18 protein-coding genes are annotated in these 19752 nt (G+C 50.0%); 17 read left to right on the top strand and 1 reads right to left on the bottom strand.

Annotation, left to right across the window (positions count from 1 at the left end; genetic code table 11):
- Positions 1–40 precede the first annotated feature (40 nt).
- The 16 genes from feoB (at position 41) to phoU (ending at position 17638) form a co-directional block, all read left to right on the top strand.
- The gene (gene feoB, locus B2U90_RS08915) at positions 41–2071 is read left to right on the top strand and encodes a ferrous iron transport protein B (RefSeq protein WP_113856514.1); all 2031 of its coding nucleotides are present in this window, start codon (positions 41–43) and stop codon (positions 2069–2071) included.
- Positions 2072–2136: 65 nt separating this feature from the next.
- Entirely contained in the window at positions 2137–2970 is an 834-nt protein-coding gene (locus tag B2U90_RS08920) for an energy-coupling factor transporter ATPase (protein WP_059076722.1), read from the top strand.
- A complete protein-coding gene (locus B2U90_RS08925) occupies positions 2961–3827 on the top strand; it encodes an energy-coupling factor transporter ATPase (protein ID WP_292017610.1) in 867 nt (288 codons plus the stop codon). The genes B2U90_RS08920 and B2U90_RS08925 overlap by 10 nt, the downstream gene beginning before the upstream one ends.
- Positions 3820–4620 carry an energy-coupling factor transporter transmembrane component T family protein gene (locus B2U90_RS08930; RefSeq protein ID WP_059076724.1) on the top strand — a complete coding sequence of 267 codons (801 nt, stop codon included), beginning with the start codon at positions 3820–3822 and terminating at the stop codon, positions 4618–4620. Before B2U90_RS08925 ends, B2U90_RS08930 begins: the two co-directional genes overlap by 8 nt.
- The gene (truA, locus tag B2U90_RS08935; protein ID WP_059076725.1) at positions 4617–5414 is read left to right on the top strand and encodes a tRNA pseudouridine(38-40) synthase TruA; all 798 of its coding nucleotides are present in this window, start codon (positions 4617–4619) and stop codon (positions 5412–5414) included. The genes B2U90_RS08930 and truA overlap by 4 nt, the downstream gene beginning before the upstream one ends.
- 195 nt (positions 5415–5609) lie before the next feature.
- Positions 5610–6296, top strand: a complete 687-nt coding sequence (locus B2U90_RS08940; RefSeq protein ID WP_059076726.1) for a TVP38/TMEM64 family protein — start codon at positions 5610–5612, stop codon at positions 6294–6296.
- Between the two features lie 225 nt (positions 6297–6521).
- Positions 6522–7658 (top strand): hypothetical protein, encoded by a 1137-nt coding sequence (locus B2U90_RS08945; RefSeq protein WP_113855433.1) that lies wholly within the window; start codon positions 6522–6524, stop codon positions 7656–7658.
- 16 nt (positions 7659–7674) lie between these two features.
- Positions 7675–9201: a hypothetical protein gene (locus tag B2U90_RS08950; protein WP_059076728.1), complete on the top strand. Its 1527-nt coding sequence runs from the start codon at positions 7675–7677 to the stop codon at positions 9199–9201.
- A gap of 127 nt (positions 9202–9328) precedes the next feature.
- Entirely contained in the window at positions 9329–10006 is a 678-nt protein-coding gene (locus B2U90_RS08955) for a response regulator transcription factor (RefSeq protein WP_113855435.1), read from the top strand.
- Between the two features lie 6 nt (positions 10007–10012).
- Entirely contained in the window at positions 10013–11734 is a 1722-nt protein-coding gene (locus tag B2U90_RS08960) for a sensor histidine kinase (RefSeq protein ID WP_292017611.1), read from the top strand.
- Between the two features lie 20 nt (positions 11735–11754).
- A complete protein-coding gene (larA, locus tag B2U90_RS08965) occupies positions 11755–13068 on the top strand; it encodes a nickel-dependent lactate racemase (protein ID WP_150824172.1) in 1314 nt (437 codons plus the stop codon).
- A 268-nt stretch (positions 13069–13336) separates the two neighbouring features.
- Positions 13337–14224, top strand: a complete 888-nt coding sequence (locus tag B2U90_RS08970; RefSeq protein WP_059076731.1) for a phosphate ABC transporter substrate-binding protein — start codon at positions 13337–13339, stop codon at positions 14222–14224.
- A 76-nt stretch (positions 14225–14300) separates the two neighbouring features.
- On the top strand, positions 14301–15224 hold the full coding sequence (pstC, locus tag B2U90_RS08975; protein ID WP_075581993.1) for a phosphate ABC transporter permease subunit PstC: 924 nt from the start codon (positions 14301–14303) through the stop codon (positions 15222–15224).
- A gap of 1 nt (position 15225) precedes the next feature.
- Positions 15226–16104, top strand: coding sequence for a phosphate ABC transporter permease PstA (pstA, locus tag B2U90_RS08980; RefSeq protein WP_075581994.1), 879 nt, complete (start codon positions 15226–15228; stop codon positions 16102–16104).
- Entirely contained in the window at positions 16104–16967 is an 864-nt protein-coding gene (gene pstB, locus B2U90_RS08985; protein ID WP_292017612.1) for a phosphate ABC transporter ATP-binding protein PstB, read from the top strand. Before pstA ends, pstB begins: the two co-directional genes overlap by 1 nt.
- 20 nt (positions 16968–16987) lie before the next feature.
- Positions 16988–17638 carry a phosphate signaling complex protein PhoU gene (gene phoU / locus B2U90_RS08990; protein WP_292017613.1) on the top strand — a complete coding sequence of 217 codons (651 nt, stop codon included), beginning with the start codon at positions 16988–16990 and terminating at the stop codon, positions 17636–17638.
- Between the two features lie 84 nt (positions 17639–17722).
- Here the strand turns inward: phoU and B2U90_RS08995 are convergent, their stop codons facing one another.
- Positions 17723–18658, bottom strand: coding sequence for a YitT family protein (locus B2U90_RS08995; RefSeq protein WP_075581997.1), 936 nt, complete (start codon positions 18656–18658; stop codon positions 17723–17725).
- A gap of 237 nt (positions 18659–18895) precedes the next feature.
- Here B2U90_RS08995 and ispE point away from each other — a divergent pair, with 237 nt between their 5' ends.
- Positions 18896–19750 carry a 4-(cytidine 5'-diphospho)-2-C-methyl-D-erythritol kinase gene (ispE, locus tag B2U90_RS09000; RefSeq protein ID WP_150824738.1) on the top strand — a complete coding sequence of 285 codons (855 nt, stop codon included), beginning with the start codon at positions 18896–18898 and terminating at the stop codon, positions 19748–19750.
- Positions 19751–19752 lie beyond the last annotated feature (2 nt).

Below are 19752 nucleotides of genomic sequence, written 5' to 3' on the forward strand. Positions count from 1 at the left end.
CCAGGGAATGGAACATACGGGTGCAGAGCCGACCGAGGGGATGACTGTCGCCTTTATCGGTAATCCGAATTGTGGCAAGACGACCTTGTTCAATGCCTATACAGGAGCAAATCTGAAAGTGGCGAACTGGCCGGGCGTCACTGTCGAAAAAGTGGAAGGGGCCATCGACTCCCACGGCGTTCATATCCATCTCGTCGATTTACCGGGGACGTACAGTCTGACTTCTTATACGATGGAAGAACAGGTATCGCGGAATTTTATCTTAAGTGATGACGTCGATGTCATCATCGATGTCGTCGATGCATCGGCGTTGGAACGAAATCTCTATCTGACTTTGCAGCTGCTCGAACTGGGGAGGCCTGTCGTAGTAGCGCTCAACATGATGGATATTGTCGAAAAACGTGGTATGGAAATTGACCTGCACCGCCTGCCGGAGATGCTGGGCGTGCCAGTCATTCCCGTTTCCGCGCTGAAGCGGAGGGGACTCAGCGTCCTGCTGCATGCGGCTATCCACCATAAGGACCACGTACATCCCGACCGGCTGATTCATAATCATTCCGATGAAACACATCACAAGCACAATCATCATCAGGATTTTGCCATGGTGTATAGCGACGGGCTGGAAGATAAAATCGACCAATTGCAGAATATGTTGAAGAGTGCCTATCCGGACCTTTTTAATTACCGTTGGCATGCACTGAAACTGCTGGAACAAGACCCGGAAATTACAAAAAAATTCCCGCTGGAAGGGATAGAACGGGTAGTAGACCGCAGTTATGAAACGGACATTATTAATCAGAAATACAGTTTTATTGAAGAAATTATCCAGGAAGTCGTCGTCAATCAGGCAAAACGGGCAGCCGCGACGGACTATGCCGATCATATTCTGACAAACCGATGGCTCAGTATCCCGATTTTCCTCTTCGTCATGGGCGTCGTGTTTTTCCTGACCTTTTTTATCGGTGATATGCTTCGGGATTATTTTGAGTCGGCTATCGATATCCTGTCGGTCTATGCGACAGACGGCCTGCTGTCCCTCGGGGCAGATGAGATGCTCATCTCTCTTGTATGTGATGGCATCATTGCCGGCGTAGGCGGCATCCTGACATTTCTGCCTAATATCTGTATTTTATTTGTTACGCTGGCTGTCCTGGAAGACAGTGGATACATGTCGCGGGTGGCATTTATCATGAATGACATCATGAATCATCTGGGCCTTTCTGGCCGGGCATTCATTCCCATGATCCTGGGATTCGGCTGCAGTGTACCGGCTATCATGGCATCGCGGGCTCTGGAAAATAAGACCGACCGCTATCGTACCATGCTGGTCACGCCTTTTATGTCCTGCAGTGCCCGCCTGCCCATTTATATTTTATTTTCGGGCATGTTCTTTCCGGAACATGCCATGGTCGTTGCCTATTCGATGTACCTCATCGGTATTGTAGTAGCACTCATCTGCCTGCTGCTGCTGAATCTGTTCCACCGGCAGCAGGCAGATAATGCCCTGCTCATTGAATTACCGGAATACAAGCGGCCCAGCAGCCGCACCGTAATGATTTCCGTAAAGGAAAAAGTCAAAGATTATCTGAGCCGTGCGGGTACGATAATTTTTGCCGCATCTATCCTCATGTGGTTCATCCTCAATTTCGGGCCTTCCGGTTATGGTGACATGGCCCACAGTTTCGGGGCAATCCTCGGACGGGGACTGGTGCCGTTCTTTGCGCCGATTGGTCTGGGATACTGGCAGATTTCCCTGGCGCTCCTTGCCGGTATTTCGGCCAAGGAAGTTGTCGTTTCCAGCTTTGCCGTACTCTTCGATGGCGTCAATATTAATTCTACAACGGCACTGGCTACTCTGGCGGCCAGCATGGGACAGATGGGGTTCACAGAACTTAACGCGTACTGTATGATGTTGTTTTCCCTGCTCTATATCCCCTGTGCGGCGACGATTGCCACCATCCATGCTGAATCACACAGCTGGAAATGGACGGCCCTTTCTGTCGTATTCCAGATTGCCGTAGCCTGGGTGCTGACTTTTATTGTCTACCAGACAGGAAGCCGTCTGTTCTGATTTACAAGGACGCTTAAACCCTGTATAATAGGTGCGGATATATTCACGTGTAAGGAGACAGGTACATGAGTACACCTATGATTAAACTCGATCATATGAGTCATACCTATGAGGATGAAAACGGGCAGACCGTCTATGCCCTGAAGGATATTTCTTTGGAAATACAGCCCGGCGAATTCGTCGCTGTCATCGGTACGAACGGCTCGGGAAAATCGACATTAGCCAAGCATTTCAACGTCTTGCTCGTACCGACGGAAGGAACGTGTGAAGTCCTGGGGATGCGGACCGATGATCCGGCCAATTTGTGGAAAATCCGCCAGAACGTGGGCATGGTTTTTCAGAATCCTGACAATCAGATCGTCGCGGCCGTCGTAGAAGAGGATGTTGCTTTTGGACCGGAAAATCTGGGTGTCCCGCCGGAAGAAATCCGCCAGCGTGTCAGTGACGCCCTGGCCAGAGTCCGCATGACAGCTTTTGCTAAGCATGGCCCCCATCTTCTGAGCGGCGGCCAGAAACAGCGGGTGGCCATTGCAGGCATCCTGGCGATGCAGTCTCGCTGTATCGTCCTGGATGAACCGACAGCCATGCTGGATCCTGTGGGGCGGAAGGAAGTCATGGACACCATCCGCCAGCTGAACCAGGAAGGCATTACGGTCATCATTATTACACATTTTATGGAAGAAGCCGTACAGGCTGGCCGGGTCATCGTCATCCACCACGGAGAAGTCAAAATGGATGGCACGCCCCGCGAGGTATTTACTCATGTCGATGAACTGCTGGAACTAGGGCTGGATGTGCCTGTACCGGCAGAACTGGCTGCCCGCCTGCGCAGAAAGGGAATCCCCATTGAAGGGAGTATTATCAGCAAGGAAGAATTGGGAGACGCATTATGTCAATAAAGCTGGAACATGTTACGCATACGTACGGCCTGGGGTCGCCGTTTGAAAAAACGGCCCTGCATGACGTGAGTCTGGAAATCAAATCGGGTGAGTTTGTCGGTATTATCGGGCATACGGGATCGGGTAAATCGACACTGGTCCAGCTTTTAAATGGTCTTTTGCAGCCTACGCAGGGTACGGTTACCGTCGATGGCACGGACATCAGCCAGAAAACAAAGGAAGCCATGCAGATGCGCCATAAAGTGGGCATGGTTTTCCAGTATCCGGAATATCAGCTCTTTGAAGAAACCATAGCCAGAGACATCGCCTTTGGTCCCCGTAATTTCGGCCTTAATGACGATGAAATAGAAGAACGGGTCAGGGAAGCGATGGAATTTGTCGGCCTGGATTACCAAGCCTATGCCGACCGGTCGCCGTTCCGCCTGAGCGGTGGTCAGATGCGCCGTGTCGCCATTGCCGGCGTCATTGCCATCCATCCACAGTATCTCATCCTGGATGAACCGTCGGCCGGACTGGACCCGGCAGGACGGCGGGAAATTTTTGCGGAAATTCAGCGCTGGCACCGGGAAAAGAATATTACCGTAATCCTCGTTTCTCACAATATGGACGACATATCCCGCATGGCAAGCCGCCTCATCGTCCTTTCCCAGGGAAAAATCTGTATTGATGGGGAACCTCTGTCTGTTTTTGCTACGGAACAGGAAACGCTCCACCGTGCCGGCGTTTCCGTGCCACCGGTGACGGAAGTGATGCAATATCTGAAACAACGAGGCCTGCCACTCGAGGACCGGGTGCATACGGTAGAAGAAGCTGCTGATTCCATTTTTCAATGTATAAGGGGGAAAGACCATGCTTAAAGATATTACGCTGGGACAGTATTTTCCTGGTACTTCTTTTCTCCACCAGCTGGATCCGCGCTGCAAGATCATAGCGACGCTGATTGTTATTGTAGCTATTTTTCTGGCGGAATCGCTCCCGGCGTACGGTTTGATAACGGTATTTATCCTGGCATGCTTTTTTATTTCCCATCTGCCATTAAAGCTTATATTGAAGTCACTGAAACCGCTATGGGTCATCATCATCCTGACTATGGGGATCCATGTCTTTACGACACCCGGTACGGTCATCTGGCAATGGGGCATCCTGCATATTACCTGGGAAGGAATCCGCCAGGGCGCGCTTATGACGGCACGGCTTATTTATCTGATTGTGTTCTCTTCCCTGCTTACGTATACGACATCGCCCATCGTCCTCACCGATGGAATCGAACATCTGCTGAACCCTTTCCGGCGCATCGGCGTGCCAGCTCATGAACTGGCGATGATGATGACCATTGCCCTGCGTTTTATACCGACTCTTCTGGAAGAAACGGACCGCATCATGAAAGCTCAGACGGCGCGTGGTGCTAACTTTACCAGCGGCAGTATCATGCAGCGGGGCAGAAATATGATACCCCTTCTGGTACCTTTGTTTGTCAGTGCTTTCCGAAGGGCTGACGATCTGGCTACGGCGATGGAAGCCCGGTGTTACCGTGGCGGGGAAGGGCGGACGCGTATGCACGAACTGGCATATACCTTCCGCGACAGCATTGCCATGGTCATAGTGATAGGTCTGACAGCTGTTTTAGTGGTTATGCGGTGGTTTGTATGAAAAAAAACATCTGTCTCATCGTCGCCTATGATGGCACGGACTTTCACGGTTTTCAGCGCCAGACGAATGCCTCTTCCATACAATGGCATCTGGAACAGGGATTATCGCAGATTTTTTCTTCTCCTATTACGGTGTATGGCGCGGCCCGTACTGATGCGGGCGTACATGCCCGGGGGCAGGTTGTCAATTTTTATGGCGAAGGAACGATTCCCGTAGAAAAGATCCCTTATGCCATGAAAGGGTATCTGCCTCTTCAAATTGCCGTCCTTTCGGCCAGGGAAATGCCGGAACACTTCAGTGTGCGCCATGATAACGTAGGCAAACATTACCGGTATACGGTTGTCAACAGCCGTATACACGATCCGTTCCGCCTCCGCTACGCCTGGTTCATCCGCAACGCCCTTGATCTGGACGCTATGCGCCAGGGGGCAGAAATACTGCTGGGAACTCACGATTTCTCAGCTTTCGAGGGAAAAAATACGACGCCTATGAATCCCGTAAAAACCATGTATGCTGTCCTTGTGGAAAAAGAGGGGGCCATCGTCCATATAGATGTCCTGGGTGATGGATTCCTCTATCATATGGTACGCAATATTGCCGGCGGACTGGTTGATTTAGGACTTCACCGGCTGACGCCTGTACGCTTTCGGGAAATATTGGAAAGCAGGGATAGAAATCAGCTGGGGGCTACGGCACCTGCCCAGGGCTTGTGCCTGGAAGAAGTGTTTTATGATGAACGGCGTTTACATCAGCGCCTTGATGATCTGCGTGCCGGCCATTGGCTGGCACGGTGAAAACGTATATTTACCCTATCGTAACGGTGGAAACTATGGTATAATATTATTTAGTCTGTATTGTCATGGTGCTGAACGTCTGCTGTATTATGCAGACAACGGATGATACAGTCGTACAAAAGAAGGTGTCTGCCTTGTCTGTCAAGGCAGCCTTTTTAAGGTTATTGCAAAGGGTAAAAAGAGGATAGTATCCATATGACTGATAAGACAATAGGCTGGACTGTACGGATTATCGGCGTATTGGCGGTAATTCTGTTCCTGTGGTCCATCCAGTGGTTTCTGCCAGATTTTTATTCGACCATGTGGCGGCTGACTGTGGAAGGCGATCTGGATGGTCTGACCGATTATATTGCGTCTTTTGGCTATAGTGCCATTCTGGTCAGTGTATTCATGATTGTATTTGCCAATGCGCTGGCTATTCCGTCTATTCCCTTTCTGACGGTAAATGGCGTTATTTTCGGACTGGTGCCGGGGATTATTATTTCCTGGATCGGTGAAGTACTGGGAATTGAAGTGAGTTTCCGGCTGACGCGGACGCTGCTGAGGAATCAGGCAAAAAAAGTGATTCAGCGCAGCAATAAGCTGGAAAAACTGGACTCTTACAGCTGTATACGTACCATCATGCTGGGACGGGCTATCCCGTATTCTCCCAATGTAGTAGTGACGGCGTTCAGTGCTTTGAGCCATATTTCCTACAGGGATCATTTTATTGCCAATGCCATTGGAAAAATTCCGGCGGTCGTTGTCGAAGTGTGGTTTGGCCACGATTTACTGCGGATTAATGAACATTGGGAACGACTGCTCGTTCTGACGGTTATTGTCGTCGCCATTTATGGATTTTTATGGTGGCGTAAAAAACAGGCAAACAAACGCCGGGCGTAGAAGGCAGGAAAAAGTAAACGAGGCATCGCATTGTGGCCGGGACCGGAATGCGATGCTTTTTTTGTTACTTCGATGTTCCTGCCGGCAGGATGGACACGCAGGTTATTATTACTGCTAGTGTTGCTTTTTACATATGAAACCGATATAATTATATAGAATAGACAAAAAAATTTATACGAATGCTATGGCATACGATGTATGTGACATATAATGGAGGGATGCAGCATGTGGAGAAAGAAAGCGGCCTGCTTACTGGCTGTCCTGGCAGTATGCGGTACGATGGCTGCCGGCGCGGCCGACTATACAATTCTGGAAAAAGCCGAAAAGGTAGAAACGACTGTATATGGTGCTCCGCAGAGCGGGTCACTCAACGACCGGATCCGGGCACTGGATAAGACATTGAATGGACAAGCCGGACTTTCTGGCAGTGTCCAGAGCCGGACTGATTCCTTATATACCGATGTATACGGAAATTCAGGTTCTGATTTATCACTTTTGGCAGCTGTCAATATGATGCAGTGGCAGTATTCCGGCAAAATCACGGAAGAACCACTGGTAAGCCGCGTTTCCGAATTAGAAGAAGGTCTGGACGGCAAAGCAGCTACGGGATCTCTTTCCGGGCGTGTCCATGCATTGCGGACGAGCCTTCTGGGAAATAAGAAATTCACCTCGGAAACCGTATCGGTTCCGGCCGGAACAATTGTTACGATGAAAAATATGGATCCCATCCAGTCCAAGACACTAACGGAAGGCGATACGGTACGGTTCATTGTAGCTGAAGACGTTCAGGTGGGAGATGTCGTGGCCATTCCCCGGGGAATGGAAACAGACGCGACAGTCAGCAAGGCACGCAAGGCTGGACGGTTCGGCCGCGATGGAAAAATAGAAATTTCGTATCATACGGTACGGGCTGCCGATGGAACCCCGGTGGAACTGACTGTAGGCGAAAAGACGAAAGAACAGTACAAACGTACAGCCGGGGCTGTCGGAGCATCGGCTGCGGGCGCTATCATCCTCGGACCGGTCGGCCTGGTAGGCGGGCTTTTTGTCAAGGGAAATGATGTCGATATTCCCGTGGGCACGGTCATGTATGCAGAAACGAAGGCGAATACAGATGTGGTCGGATTCCGCCAGGATGGGGAAAAAACAGATACGGCTACGGCGGATATGGCAGCCAGCGGCGTCGCTGTACCGTCTTCTTCTGTAAGCCGTACCGTACCGGATGAAAACCCGGCGACAGACACGACAACAGCGGAATTAAAACAGGCGGAAGCGGTGACTCCTGTGCCGCTGGAACACGATGATGCGGCAGACTCCGACGATATCCAGTCTACTGTGACGATTACACCGACTAATGAATAACTGACAGGTGACATAGATGAATAAACGTTTGACAGTGGCTGTCCTTTCGGCATTACTGCCTCTTTCTTTGCAGATTTCTGCCCAGGACGTTCCGGCTGACAAGAGCAGCATTACAATAAAAAATCATAGGGAAGACGTATTACCGGTAGCCCGGACGACAGCAGGCGGCGTGCAGGCCGTCAATCTGGATGAAGCTTCGGCTGCCCATGATGTAGTCCTGCCTCAGCAGCCTGTCCATATGACGGCAGACAAACTCCTGGTCCGCGGCAATGACGGATTCGTTGCAGGTCGTGGCAATGTGGACGTCATGCGGGGCATGGATGAAATCCATGCCAATACGATAGAAGGCAATACCAAGTCCCAGGTGTATCATACATCGGGAAAAGCGGTTTATCTGGATAGTACGATGGCTTTGGAAACGACAGGCCTTACCTATTCTGGTACAGGTCCTGCCGCTTCCATGGATACGGTTCAGGGTTTTATTGATCCTACGACCTATATCCGCGGCACCGGGGCAGAAATGTACGATGGCTCGGGATATGTCAGACACGGGCTCATTACGACACCTCATGCCGTAGCTAAGACGCCGGATTATTATATTACCGGTGATGATATTCATATTTATCCCGGCGAAAAGTTTACTGCAGAAAATACGAAATTGTGGTTCAAGAATATCTGTCTCTTCACGTATGGACATTATGAAGGCCGGCTGGACAAAGACCGGAATCAGAAACCGTGGATTTTTTCGCTTCTTCCACGGCCTACGTATAATAATGATAATGGCATCGGCCTTCGCGGCGATGCCCGGTTCCCCATGAATCGCAACGGGGACCTCTATATGGATGTGAACTATGCCGTTTACTCTAAAGAAGGGTTTAAGCCAGGCCTTAAAGTCGGCAAAAGGACGCCTGTCGGTACCTTTACATTCGGGTACAGCAAGGAAGAAAGTACCGATAACGACGATCATATCTGGGCTACGCGCTGGCCGGAACTGCGCTATTATATGCCCCGTATCTATGCGGGAAATTCTGGTATTTATATCGATGGCAGTGCCAGCTGGGGCCGTTGGGCCGAAGGAGACCGGGAAGGTACGCATAAGGGGTTCCGGACAGAACTGACCCATAATCCCATTCATTTATGGTCAAAGGCCAATCTCCGCTTCTTTACGGGATACCGGAAGGATTTGTATTCTTACCGCGATGCCGTACGGAAGGATCCGTACTGGGGCGTTGTCCTCAATCAGGGTATCAATTCGCGGCTGTGGACGAGTTTCTGGTATAAAAAACATAATCTGAGCGGATATACGCCGTACCGGTTCGATACGATAGATCATCCCCGCCAGAAAGGGTTCTCGGTAGGATATGTCCTGACGCCTCTCGATACGATTATGTTCACCTTTAACAAGAATCTCGATAATGGCAATATTGACGACCGCAACTTTACATGGGTCCGTGATCTTCACTCTTTTATCGCCACCGTTACGTACAAGCAGGTGGATAAAGAATGGGAAGTTCAGCTTATATCTAAAGATTTAGATTTCTAATTATCCGGCAGCTGTGCCTGGGCGCAGCTGCTTTTTACATATCTTTTACAGAAGTTACATAGTGTATACATATTTTGTTTGTATACTTTACTGTAACATATAATGACCTGAAGGAAGGGTGGTACACGTGTCTTTAATTTATTGTGTAGAAGATGATGCAAGTATCCGGGAGCTCATAGGGTATGCGCTGGAAAGTCAGAATTTCGCTGTAAAAACGATGGCAGACAGCCATGAATTCTGGCAGGCGATGGAAAGTGAAAAGCCAGATCTTGTTCTCCTCGATATTATGCTGCCTGGCGAAAGCGGCCTGAGTATCCTGAGCCGTCTGCGTGATCAGGCCGCATATAAAACGCTGCCGGTTATCATGCTTACAGCGAAAACCAGTGAATTTGATATTGCCAAGGGACTGAATGAAGGAGCCGACGATTACGTCAAAAAACCCTTTGGTATCGTAGAACTGACATCCCGTATCCATGCCGTACTCCGCCGCTGCCAGGCGAGAAAAGAAATGCCGCATATATTAGAATGCGGACCAATCCGTATGGATGAGGAACGGCATGAAGTGACGGTAAATGGTACGGCGTGTCCTCTTACTGTTAAAGAATTTGAATTGCTGCGCTATATGATGATTAACCAGAACATTGTCCTGACGCGGGAACGTATTATGGAGGCCGTCTGGGGGTTTTCCTATGAAGGGGAAACACGCACTATCGATATGCATATCCGCAGCCTGCGTCAAAAGTTAGGCACCAATAACCGGATCATTTACACCATACGCGGTGTCGGTTATGTCCTTAAAAACTAAAATAAAATGAAAAAGCGCATTTATCTCAGCCTGCTGGCCATCGGATTTGCCTGTATGGCAGTCACGATGATCCTGTATAGTATCCTTGTCTGGCACTCCCTGCAGGGACAGGCTGAGGAAGAGCTCAAAAATACGATGACCGTGCTGACGGCAGGAATAAAGCAGGTGGATAGTCCCTTAGCCTATCTGCAGGAAACGGGCCATGCGGAAAAAGGAATCATGAGGATTACCTGGATTGGGCCGGATGGCAGTGTATTATACGAGTCGGATTATGACCGGGCGGCGATGGAAAACCATCTGGAACGACCGGAAGTGCAAAAGGCTTTGCGTACAGGATCTGGTTCTTCCGTCAGGGATTCCCATACATTGTCAAAGATGTTGTATTATCAGGCCCGGAGGCTGGATGATGGATCCGTCCTCAGGCTCAGCCTGGAACGGGACTCTCTGTATGCTCATTTTGTATCTCTGCTGCCTCTCTTGTGCCTGCTCCTGCTGTGTATGTCTCTTTGCTGCATCGTGGCGTCGCGTAAACTGACGGCCAGTCTTCTGACGCCGTTACGCCGGACTGCCCTGATTATGGAACATATTGGTTCCCCCGATAGTATCCGTGGAAAAGTGCCGCCTGTATACAGTGAATTGAGACCACTGGTAGAAAAAATACTCGAACAGAGCCAGACGATAGAACACACGATCCAGACGCTGGAAAAACAGCGGAATATCATCCGTCTGATGCTGGAAAATCTTCAGGAAGGCGTTATCCTGACCGACACATCCTATAAAGTACTGGTCATCAATCAGTGTGCTCTTTCTGTCCTGAACCTGCGCCGTGATTTGGCCGTGACGGGGCTTTCCCTGCCATCTCTGTTTACAGAACCAGACTGGCAGGCTATCCGTGGCAATGATATATCCGGGGTAGCGCAGGAACAGCGGCTGAGCAAAGATGACCTGCTGTATCAGCTGACCGTACAGCCAGTGTATAAAAATAAGGAAGTATACGGTATCCTGTTCATTCTCGACGATATAACGGAACGGGAACGGCGGGAACAGCTGCGCCGGGAATTTACGTCGAATGTTTCTCACGAACTGAAGACACCCCTTACGTCTATCCGGGGATTTTCTGAAATACTGTCGGCCGGCATGTTTAAAAATAAGGAAGATGCCCAGCATTTTGGCAGCCGGATCCACGAGCAGGCCGAACGGCTGCTTGCCATGATTGAGGAAATCATTCATTTATCCCGTATTGAGGAGCGGCGGAAAGTACAGGAATGCCAGCCTGTCTATCTGGAAGGCATTGTGCAGGATGTCGTAGGATTTATGGAACCGGTCCTTCATGAAAAACAGGTCACTGTCCATTGTGCATTGGAAAAAGTGCCTGTATGGGGAGAAACGGGCCGCCTGAGAGAAGTTGTCATGAATCTCATCGATAATGCCGTAAAATATAACCGGCCCGGCGGTCATGTGTATGTGACCGTCCGCTCTGAAGAACACCGGGTCCTGCTTATCGTCCGCGATACGGGCATCGGCATTCCGGAAGATAAGCAAAAACGCGTATTTGAGCGGTTTTACCGCGCTGATGCCAGCCGATCCCAGGCGATTTCCGGCAGTGGGCTGGGACTGGCCATTGTCAAGCATATCGTAGAACAACATCAGGGGAAGATTTCTCTTCAGAGCAAAGAATGGGAAGGGACGACGATTACTGTTTCATTTCCCCTGTATCATACAAACTAAGGAAAGGCAGATTGAAGGGCATGAAATCATTTGAGTTTCCCTACGGAACTGGAACACAGTCTCTGGTTCTGGACGAACAGCATATACAGTATCACTTCACCAGCACCCAAACAAAAGAAACAGCCCATGAGGAAGAGGCAATCCGCTATTCCCTGCGCCATCCCATAGACAGCCGTCCTCTGGTGGATTGTGTAAAGCCGGGCGGCACGGTCGTCATCATTGTCAGTGATATGACCCGGGCGGTTCATACGGACCGCATGCTGCGGGCTATTGTGGCAGAATTGGAAGAGGCAGGCATTGCTGATGATCAGATTACGGTCCTCGTCGCCCTGGGCACGCATCGCCAACAGACGGAAGAGGAAACGGCGGCCGTATGTGGCCGGGATATGATGCAGCGTCTGAACATCGTCCAGCATGATTGTCATGATGAAAATCAACTCGTATCAGTGGGAACGACATCTTATGGTAATGATGTGAAATTGAACCGCCTGGCTGTAGAAGCCGATACGGTCATCTTGACCGGGGCTGTTTCGTTCCACGATATGGCGGGTTTTGGCGGCGGCCGCAAGGCCGTACTGCCGGGAATTGCCGGCTATGACACCATTATGACTAACCATGCCCTGGCATTGAATCCTGTCTGCCCGTACGGGATGGATTCCCGATGTGATGCGGGAAAACTTTCAGACAATCCCATCCACTGCGATATGATGGAAGGAGCGGCTTTCTTGAAACCGGCCTTTCTCGTCAACCTGGTCCTCACGGCGGAGGGAAAATTACACGATGTCGTAAGCGGCGACTGGCAGACGGCATGGCAGGAAGGATGCCGGCGCCTCTTGGCACTGGACGGCGTGCCCATTGAGCATCTGTCGGATGTCGTGATCGGGTCAGCCGGGGGACATCCCAAAGATATCAATTTGTATCAGGCAACCAAGGCTCATATGAATGCCGTTTTTGCTGTAAAGCCGGGCGGTATCCTGATTCTGGCCATGGCCTGCCCCGATATGTATGAACCGGCGGACTTCACGGACTGGTTTTTCCGGGATGACCTCGACGAGGTGCTGTCTGCCGTGCGCCAGCATTTTACCATTCCTGCCTTCTCGGCATATAAGACCCGTTGTCTCATACGGATGATGAAAGAAGTGTACATTGTTACCGACCGGGCCTACTTTGAAGTCATTCGCAGGACCGGAGAAATTCCGGCAGAGACGATGGAAGAGGCCTGGCAGATGGCGCAGAAGACGCTGCAGGCAGAAAACAAGACGGACTATACTGTTACCGTCATGCCCTATGCGGCGGCAACACTGCCGGTCTATCAAAAGCGTGACAGAAGCTGATGAATCCACAGGACGATGTCATACAGATGTAATACCATATAAATAAAATATAGGATAACCAGAGGTGCTGCCCCGGCCGTCCTCTCCCAGTGGGAGAAGACAGTCGGGGCAACATTTTTTTTAGTTTCATGGGATTTTGGGAGACAGTAGGAATGGGATTTTTTTGACAGAATCTTTACATTCTTTACATAGATTCCTTACACGGCCTTGTTACCATAAGGTTGCAATCGAACAAGGAAACCAATTTCCACAAAGGAGACGATTTACGATGAAATGGAAAAAATTAGTTCTCGTAGCCTTAGCCGCTATGATGGTTGTGACGGCTGCCGGATGCGGCAGTTCCGGAGATAAGGATAAGGGTGCTTCTGGCAAGCAGGCAGCTGTTTCCGGCAGTATTACCGGTTCCGGTTCTTCTGCGCTGCTGCCACTGGTTAAAGACGCAGCCGAACAGTTCAAGGCGGGAAATAAGGATGTTACCATTACCCTGAATGCAGGTGGTTCCGGCACGGGTCTGAAACAGGTATCCGATGGATCCGTCGATATGGGCAACTCCGATGTCCCGGCTGAAACGAAACTGGACAAGGCCAAAGCAGAAAAACTGGAAGACCATAAAGTCTGCGTTATGACGGTCGCTACGATTATTAATAAAGATGTAGGAGTAAAGAATCTCACGCGTCAGCAGCTGCAGGATATCTTCACCGCTAAAATTACCAACTGGAAAGATGTTGGCGGCAAAGATATGCCAATCGTTCTCGTAACGCGGCCGAAAACGTCTGGTACACGGGCCCTCTTTAAACAGTATGCCATCAATGGTGCTGAAGAAGCGGACAACAAATCCCTGGAAACAGATAACTCCGGTATTCTCATCCAGAGCGTAGCCCAGAACCCCGGTGCTATTGGTTATGTCGCTCTTCCCTATCTCATCAAAGACAGCAGCGTAGATTCCGTTTCTATCGACGGTGTGGCACCGACGCTGGAAAATACCTATAACGGTACATACAGTGTCTGGGGATATGAACACATTTACACCAGCAAAGAACCGAAAGCAGCTGTTAAAGCCTTTATCGAATTCATCCAGGGTGCCGATTACGGCAAACGGATTGAAGAACTCGGTTATGGTGTAAGCTCCAAGATGCAGACCAAAGAAGTTCACTAAGTACATTCATTCAAATAAGGCGGCGCCGGGTTTTATCATAAAATCCGGCACGCTGTTTCTTATAGGGGGACAGGTTATGAAGGCAATCGATACGGTAGTCCGGAAGGCCCACCGCAACGAGAAGGCAGCCAGGACCTTTATCACGATTTGCGGCATCGGTATGGCACTGGTGCCGCTTCTCATTGGCGCTTTTCTCTTTATTAAAGGCACAGATACATTCTTTACATTCGGTCACAGTGTAACGGAATTTTTATTTTCCGGCCAGTGGAAGCCGAGTGATACGGCAGAAGGCGGCGGACAGGTCGGCGCGGCTATGTTTCTGACCGGTTCACTGGTCACATGTGCACTGGCACTGCTTATTTCCCTGCCTTTTAGCATGGCTTCATCCATTTACATGACAGAAATTGCGACGCCTCAGCGCCGCCGTCTGATTCAGCCGGCTATCGAACTCTTTACGGGTATTCCATCGGTCGTATATGGCTTTGTCGGCATGACCGTACTGATTCCGGCACTGCGGAAACTGTTCCCCATGCCTTTTGGCTTTTCCGTATTGGCAGCAGGCATTGTTTTGGCGATCATGATTTTCCCGACCATCACGACTATGGCAGCCGATGCTATGGCAGCCGTTCCCAAGTCCTGGCGGGAAGCGTCGTACGGCCTGGGGGCTACACGCTGGGAAACAATCGCTCATGTCGTTCTGCCTGCAGCCAAGAGTGGCATTTTTACTGGTATCATCCTGGGGCTGGCCAGAGCATTGGGAGAAGCGCTGGCTGTCGCCATGGTCATCGGTCAGATGAAAGTCTTTCCCACATCTCTCTTTTTACCGGCCAGCACGCTGACGACAGCTATATCTGCCGATATGGGTGGTGCCATGGAAGGCGGCGAATATAATGCCGCGCTGTGGACGATGGCACTGGTGCTGTTCCTGTTATCGTTCCTTTTTATCTTTATTATCCATCAAATCAATGCCGCTTCCGAATTAAAAGGAGGCAGAAACTAATATGATTAGTGTAGAAGCAAAAAAAAGAAAAGATGCATGCATGACCCGGATTTTCGTCGCCGGGGCAGCCTTTGCCGTCATTCTGCTCATCGCCTTTGTCTTGTACGTCGTCATCGACGGGGTCAGCGGCATGACGGGAAAGATGCTCTCCTTTGGTCCCCAGGGGCTGGGCAACATGTTCTTTAATACGATTTACCTTGTTTTTCTGGCCCTGGTCGCCAGTACGATTACGGGGATTCCCGCAGGTATTTTTCTGGCTGAATATGCAAAGAAAGGCCGCCTGACCCACTGGGTCCGCATGGCCGTAGAAACGCTGGCATCCCTGCCATCCATCGTCGTCGGCTTGTTTGGCTACCTCGTATTTATCGTCATGACCGGTTCGCAGTGGAACCTGTTTGCCGGCGCACTGGCCGTTTCTATCCTGACATTGCCGCTGGTCACATCGGTTACGGAAGATGCGCTGCGCAATCTGCCGTCCAGTTACCGTAACGGCAGCCTGGGACTGGGGGCTTCCCATTGGCAGACTATCTGGCGGGTCCTGCTACCAGCCTGCTTCCCGCGCATTATGACGGGGCTCATCATGGCTGCCGGCCGTGGCTTCGGGGAAGCGGCTGCACTGATGTTTACAGCCGGTATGTCTACGGATATCAACTGGACGAACTGGGATATTACTTCTACATCATGCCCCTTGAATCCGTTCCGGCCCGGTGAAACACTGGCCCTGAATATCTGGGCCCTGCGTACGGAAGCACTTCAGGTCGATGCTGCCCAGCAGGCGGCGGCTTCGTCGGCAATCTTGATGATTATGGTCCTGTCTTTCAGCCTGGCAGCCCGGTATCTGAGCTACCGCATCGACAAAAAAATGGGAGGAAATAAATAATGGCAGAAATGACGAAAACACTGACCGGCTTTGCCGCTGCGGAAATTGAAAAAAAACAGGGAGCAGTACGGGCACAGGAACAAGCTGTAGCACAGGAAGCTGCTGGCACAGCGGAATATACATTTGATGTTACCGATATGGATTTGTTCTATGGTGATTTCCAGGCGCTGAATAGTATCAGTATGAAAATAAAAAAACATGAAATCACTGCCCTCATCGGACCTTCCGGCTGCGGAAAATCGACGTTTTTGAAAACACTGAATCGCATGAATGACTGGGTGGAGGGATGTCGTGTCACCGGTAAAATTCTCTTTGAAGGAAGAGATATTTTTAAAGAAGTCGATCCCCTGGCTTTGCGTTATCGGGTTGGCATGGTCTTCCAACAGCCGACACCGTTCCCAAAGAGCATCTATGAAAACATTGCCTACGGCCCTCGTATCCAGGGCATTAAAAATAAACAGAAACTCGATGAAATCGTTGAAAAAAGTCTCCGTCAGGCAGCCTGCTGGGATGAAATGAAGGACCGTCTCCAGAAGAGTGCCCTTGGACTTTCCGGCGGCCAGCAGCAGCGTCTGTGCATTGCCCGCACGCTGGCAGCTGACCCGTCGGTCATTCTCATGGACGAACCGACGTCGGCACTGGACCCGATTTCCACACAGAAAATCGAAGATCTGGCACTGGAATTAAAAGAAAATTATACCATCGTCATCGTAACGCACAGCATGCAGCAGGCACGTCGTATATCCGATAAGACAGCGTTTTTCCTTTTGGGGGAACTGATTGAATTCAATAATACGCTGGATATGTTCACCAATCCGTCCAATCCGAAGACGGAAGAATACATTACAGGCCGGTTCGGCTAAGAGGGGAGCGTCTATACATTATGTTAGAAGTTTACGAGAAATCCGTGACGGAACTGCGCAATGAAATGATCGAATTAGGCATAAAAGTGGAGCAGGCCGTCGATAATGCCTGGAAAGCACTGGAACAGAAAGACATCGAACTGGCTAACCGGATTTATAACGGCGATGATGAAATCGATACGATGGTCAGGGACTGCATGAAAAAAGACCTGACGATCAGCATGATGCAGGGCCCTGTTGCAGCCGATTACCGCGCTCTGATGGCTACATTGAAAATCCTTTCCGATCTGGAACGGATAGCTGATCACTGTGCCGATATCAGCCATTATGTCATCCATCTGGAAAAAACGCACCATAATGTACCTCTGCCGGCAGGCCTTAGGGAAATGTATGGCGTCATGTCGTCTATGGTCAGCGATGTCATCGATTTTTATAAAGAAAAAGGATCAGCTGGCCGTGCCGGGATGATGCGTGACAAGGATGATATTGTCGATATGGCATTTAATTCTATCATGGCAGAAATCTCTAAAGAAATTACAGCCCATCCGGAAAACTCCCGTGATTATATCGCCATCGTCCTGGTGGTAAAATATATTGAACGCATGGCCGACCATGCCAACAACATTGCCGAATGGCTCATATACCGCGATACGAACGAACTGCGCATATAGTATTTCGTTTATTTTATACCGTAAGAAGGGCTGTCACACGAAACAATTCTGCTTCGTGTGACAGCCCTTTTGATGTAAATCCGATTAATATTCTGGTGGCAGTGTGTTTTTTGTGTGGGGAATTCCCATGGACGATTTCTGTATATCATCATCTTTGGCAGCCGGGCGGGTAAAACCCTGTCCTACGACTTCTGATGCGTCGCTGATGATCATGAATGCCTGGGGATCCAGTTTGTTTACCAGTTCTTTTACCTTAGATACTTCCGTCAGTTTAATGATGGCATAGACAATCTGCTTATCCTGCATCGTATAAGCACCCTGACCATGGAGATACGTGGCGCCATGACCGGTATAGCGCATCAGGACCTGGGCAATCATGCTGGCCCGGTTTGAAATGATGACGACCGATTTGCGCTGTTTGAGCCCGACGACGACTTTGTTGGTGACAAAGGCAGAAATATAGACTCCGACGAAGGTCAGGACAGCCAGTTCCAGCGTGAATAAGTAAGCTGCAAAAATGAGGATGAAGCCGTTGAGAATCATGACGACATTCCCCATTTCCAGGGAATAATATTTTTTCACGATGGCTCCGACGACATCCAGGCCGCCGCTGTTTCCGTTGTACTTGTAAATGATTCCCATGCCGAGACCGTTTACGGCGCCGCCGGTAATGGCGGAAATAATCGGGTCCTTGACAAGCATCAGGTCGGTCAGAAAGGCCGTGGCATCGAAGGCAATGGAAATAACAATCGTTCCGACAATACTGAGTATCGTATACTGACGGCCCATGAACTTGTAACAGGCGGCCATGATTGGTATATTCAGGATGAACATGCCGATACCGATGGGAAGACCTGTCAGGTAATAAATGAGAATGGAAATACCGCCAATTCCTCCGCTCAGGAGATGGTGGGGAATGAAAAATGCCGTGACTCCCGCTGCGGCGATAAAGCTTCCAATGGTGGTGGCGATGTACGGAATCAGAAACTCTTTCAAATTGAAATCTTCTTTTACTTTCATGATGCCTCCCTGATCTGAATAGTTGAAAGTACGTTGTAAAATGCGAAAAAAAACATTATAATGAAGATTACAATACAGGCATTGTATGTATACGTATGCCCGCCGGTACACGGCCTGTCACATGGATATCCGGCTGTCTCATCATTATAGCATACGTAAGTTTTAATTCAACACAAAAAAATGTAAATCCCAATAGAAAAATACGGCGTATCATGGACAGAGAACAGGAGATATAACATGATAGAAGAAAAAGCATATGGAAAAATCAATCTGGCGCTGCAGATTACGGGCAGACGTGAAGATGGATACCATGACATTGACACGGTATTCCAGTCTATCGGCCTGTGTGACACGATTCAGCTGGAACAAGCGGATTCTTTGGAAATTTCCTGCTCTGAACCAGCTCTTCCCTGTGACCAGTCTAACCTGGCCTACAAGGCGTATGAAGCGCTGAGGCCGTATTGCAAGGGCAGGGCAGGCGTCCGTATCCATATTATCAAGAAAATCCCTATCGCTGCCGGATTGGCCGGTGGCAGTACCGATTGTGCCGCTGTTCTGCGCGGCCTGAACCGGCTCTGGCACCTGGGTCTTTCCTACGACCGTTTGTGTCATATCGGCGCACGTCTCGGTGCAGACGTTCCCTTTTGTATCCGCGGTGGTACGGCCCGCGGTACGGGCATTGGGGAAATACTGAAAAAACTGCCTTCGCTGCCAGACTGGCCTGTACTCATCGTCCATCCACATATTGCCGTTCATACGGGTAGAGCGTACAGCCTGTTTGATTCCCAGCCTGTACGTTCTCCGGTCGATATCAATGCCCAGGAAGAAGCCGTACGGGCCGGCCTGTTGGAACGGGTTACGTCGGCACTGGGAAATACCTTTGAAGAACTGGTCATTCCCGACGTGCCGGAAATCAGCCGGTTCAAACAGTTATTGCGCAAAGAAGGACTGAAACCGCTCATGTCAGGCAGTGGCCCGACTCTCTTTGCACTCGTTCCGCCTTCTCTGAAACATCATGAGGTTGCGGGACGGCTGCGGCAGCTGGCAGGTGATGCCGATATCTTTACCAGTACATTAGTTACGGGGGATTGAAT

Source organism: Megasphaera sp. UBA4233 (assembly GCF_002395615.1).
Classification (GTDB): Bacteria; Bacillota; Negativicutes; order Veillonellales; family Megasphaeraceae; genus Megasphaera; species Megasphaera hexanoica.

Coding starts and splice junctions, on each gene's coding strand:
- feoB (WP_113856514.1), top strand. CDS start 41: ATGACTGTCGCCTTTATCGGTAATCCGAATTGTGGCAAGACGACCTTG.
- B2U90_RS08995 (WP_075581997.1), bottom strand. CDS start 18,658: ATGAAAGTAAAAGAAGATTTCAATTTGAAAGAGTTTCTGATTCCGTAC.
- B2U90_RS08925 (WP_292017610.1), top strand. CDS start 2,961: ATGTCAATAAAGCTGGAACATGTTACGCATACGTACGGCCTGGGGTCG.
- B2U90_RS08960 (WP_292017611.1), top strand. CDS start 10,013: ATGAAAAAGCGCATTTATCTCAGCCTGCTGGCCATCGGATTTGCCTGT.
- B2U90_RS08920 (WP_059076722.1), top strand. CDS start 2,137: ATGAGTACACCTATGATTAAACTCGATCATATGAGTCATACCTATGAG.
- pstC (WP_075581993.1), top strand. CDS start 14,301: ATGAAGGCAATCGATACGGTAGTCCGGAAGGCCCACCGCAACGAGAAG.
- B2U90_RS08945 (WP_113855433.1), top strand. CDS start 6,522: ATGTGGAGAAAGAAAGCGGCCTGCTTACTGGCTGTCCTGGCAGTATGC.
- pstA (WP_075581994.1), top strand. CDS start 15,226: ATGATTAGTGTAGAAGCAAAAAAAAGAAAAGATGCATGCATGACCCGG.
- pstB (WP_292017612.1), top strand. CDS start 16,104: ATGGCAGAAATGACGAAAACACTGACCGGCTTTGCCGCTGCGGAAATT.
- ispE (WP_150824738.1), top strand. CDS start 18,896: ATGATAGAAGAAAAAGCATATGGAAAAATCAATCTGGCGCTGCAGATT.
- truA (WP_059076725.1), top strand. CDS start 4,617: ATGAAAAAAAACATCTGTCTCATCGTCGCCTATGATGGCACGGACTTT.
- B2U90_RS08940 (WP_059076726.1), top strand. CDS start 5,610: ATGACTGATAAGACAATAGGCTGGACTGTACGGATTATCGGCGTATTG.
- larA (WP_150824172.1), top strand. CDS start 11,755: ATGAAATCATTTGAGTTTCCCTACGGAACTGGAACACAGTCTCTGGTT.
- B2U90_RS08950 (WP_059076728.1), top strand. CDS start 7,675: ATGAATAAACGTTTGACAGTGGCTGTCCTTTCGGCATTACTGCCTCTT.
- phoU (WP_292017613.1), top strand. CDS start 16,988: ATGTTAGAAGTTTACGAGAAATCCGTGACGGAACTGCGCAATGAAATG.
- B2U90_RS08970 (WP_059076731.1), top strand. CDS start 13,337: ATGAAATGGAAAAAATTAGTTCTCGTAGCCTTAGCCGCTATGATGGTT.
- B2U90_RS08930 (WP_059076724.1), top strand. CDS start 3,820: ATGCTTAAAGATATTACGCTGGGACAGTATTTTCCTGGTACTTCTTTT.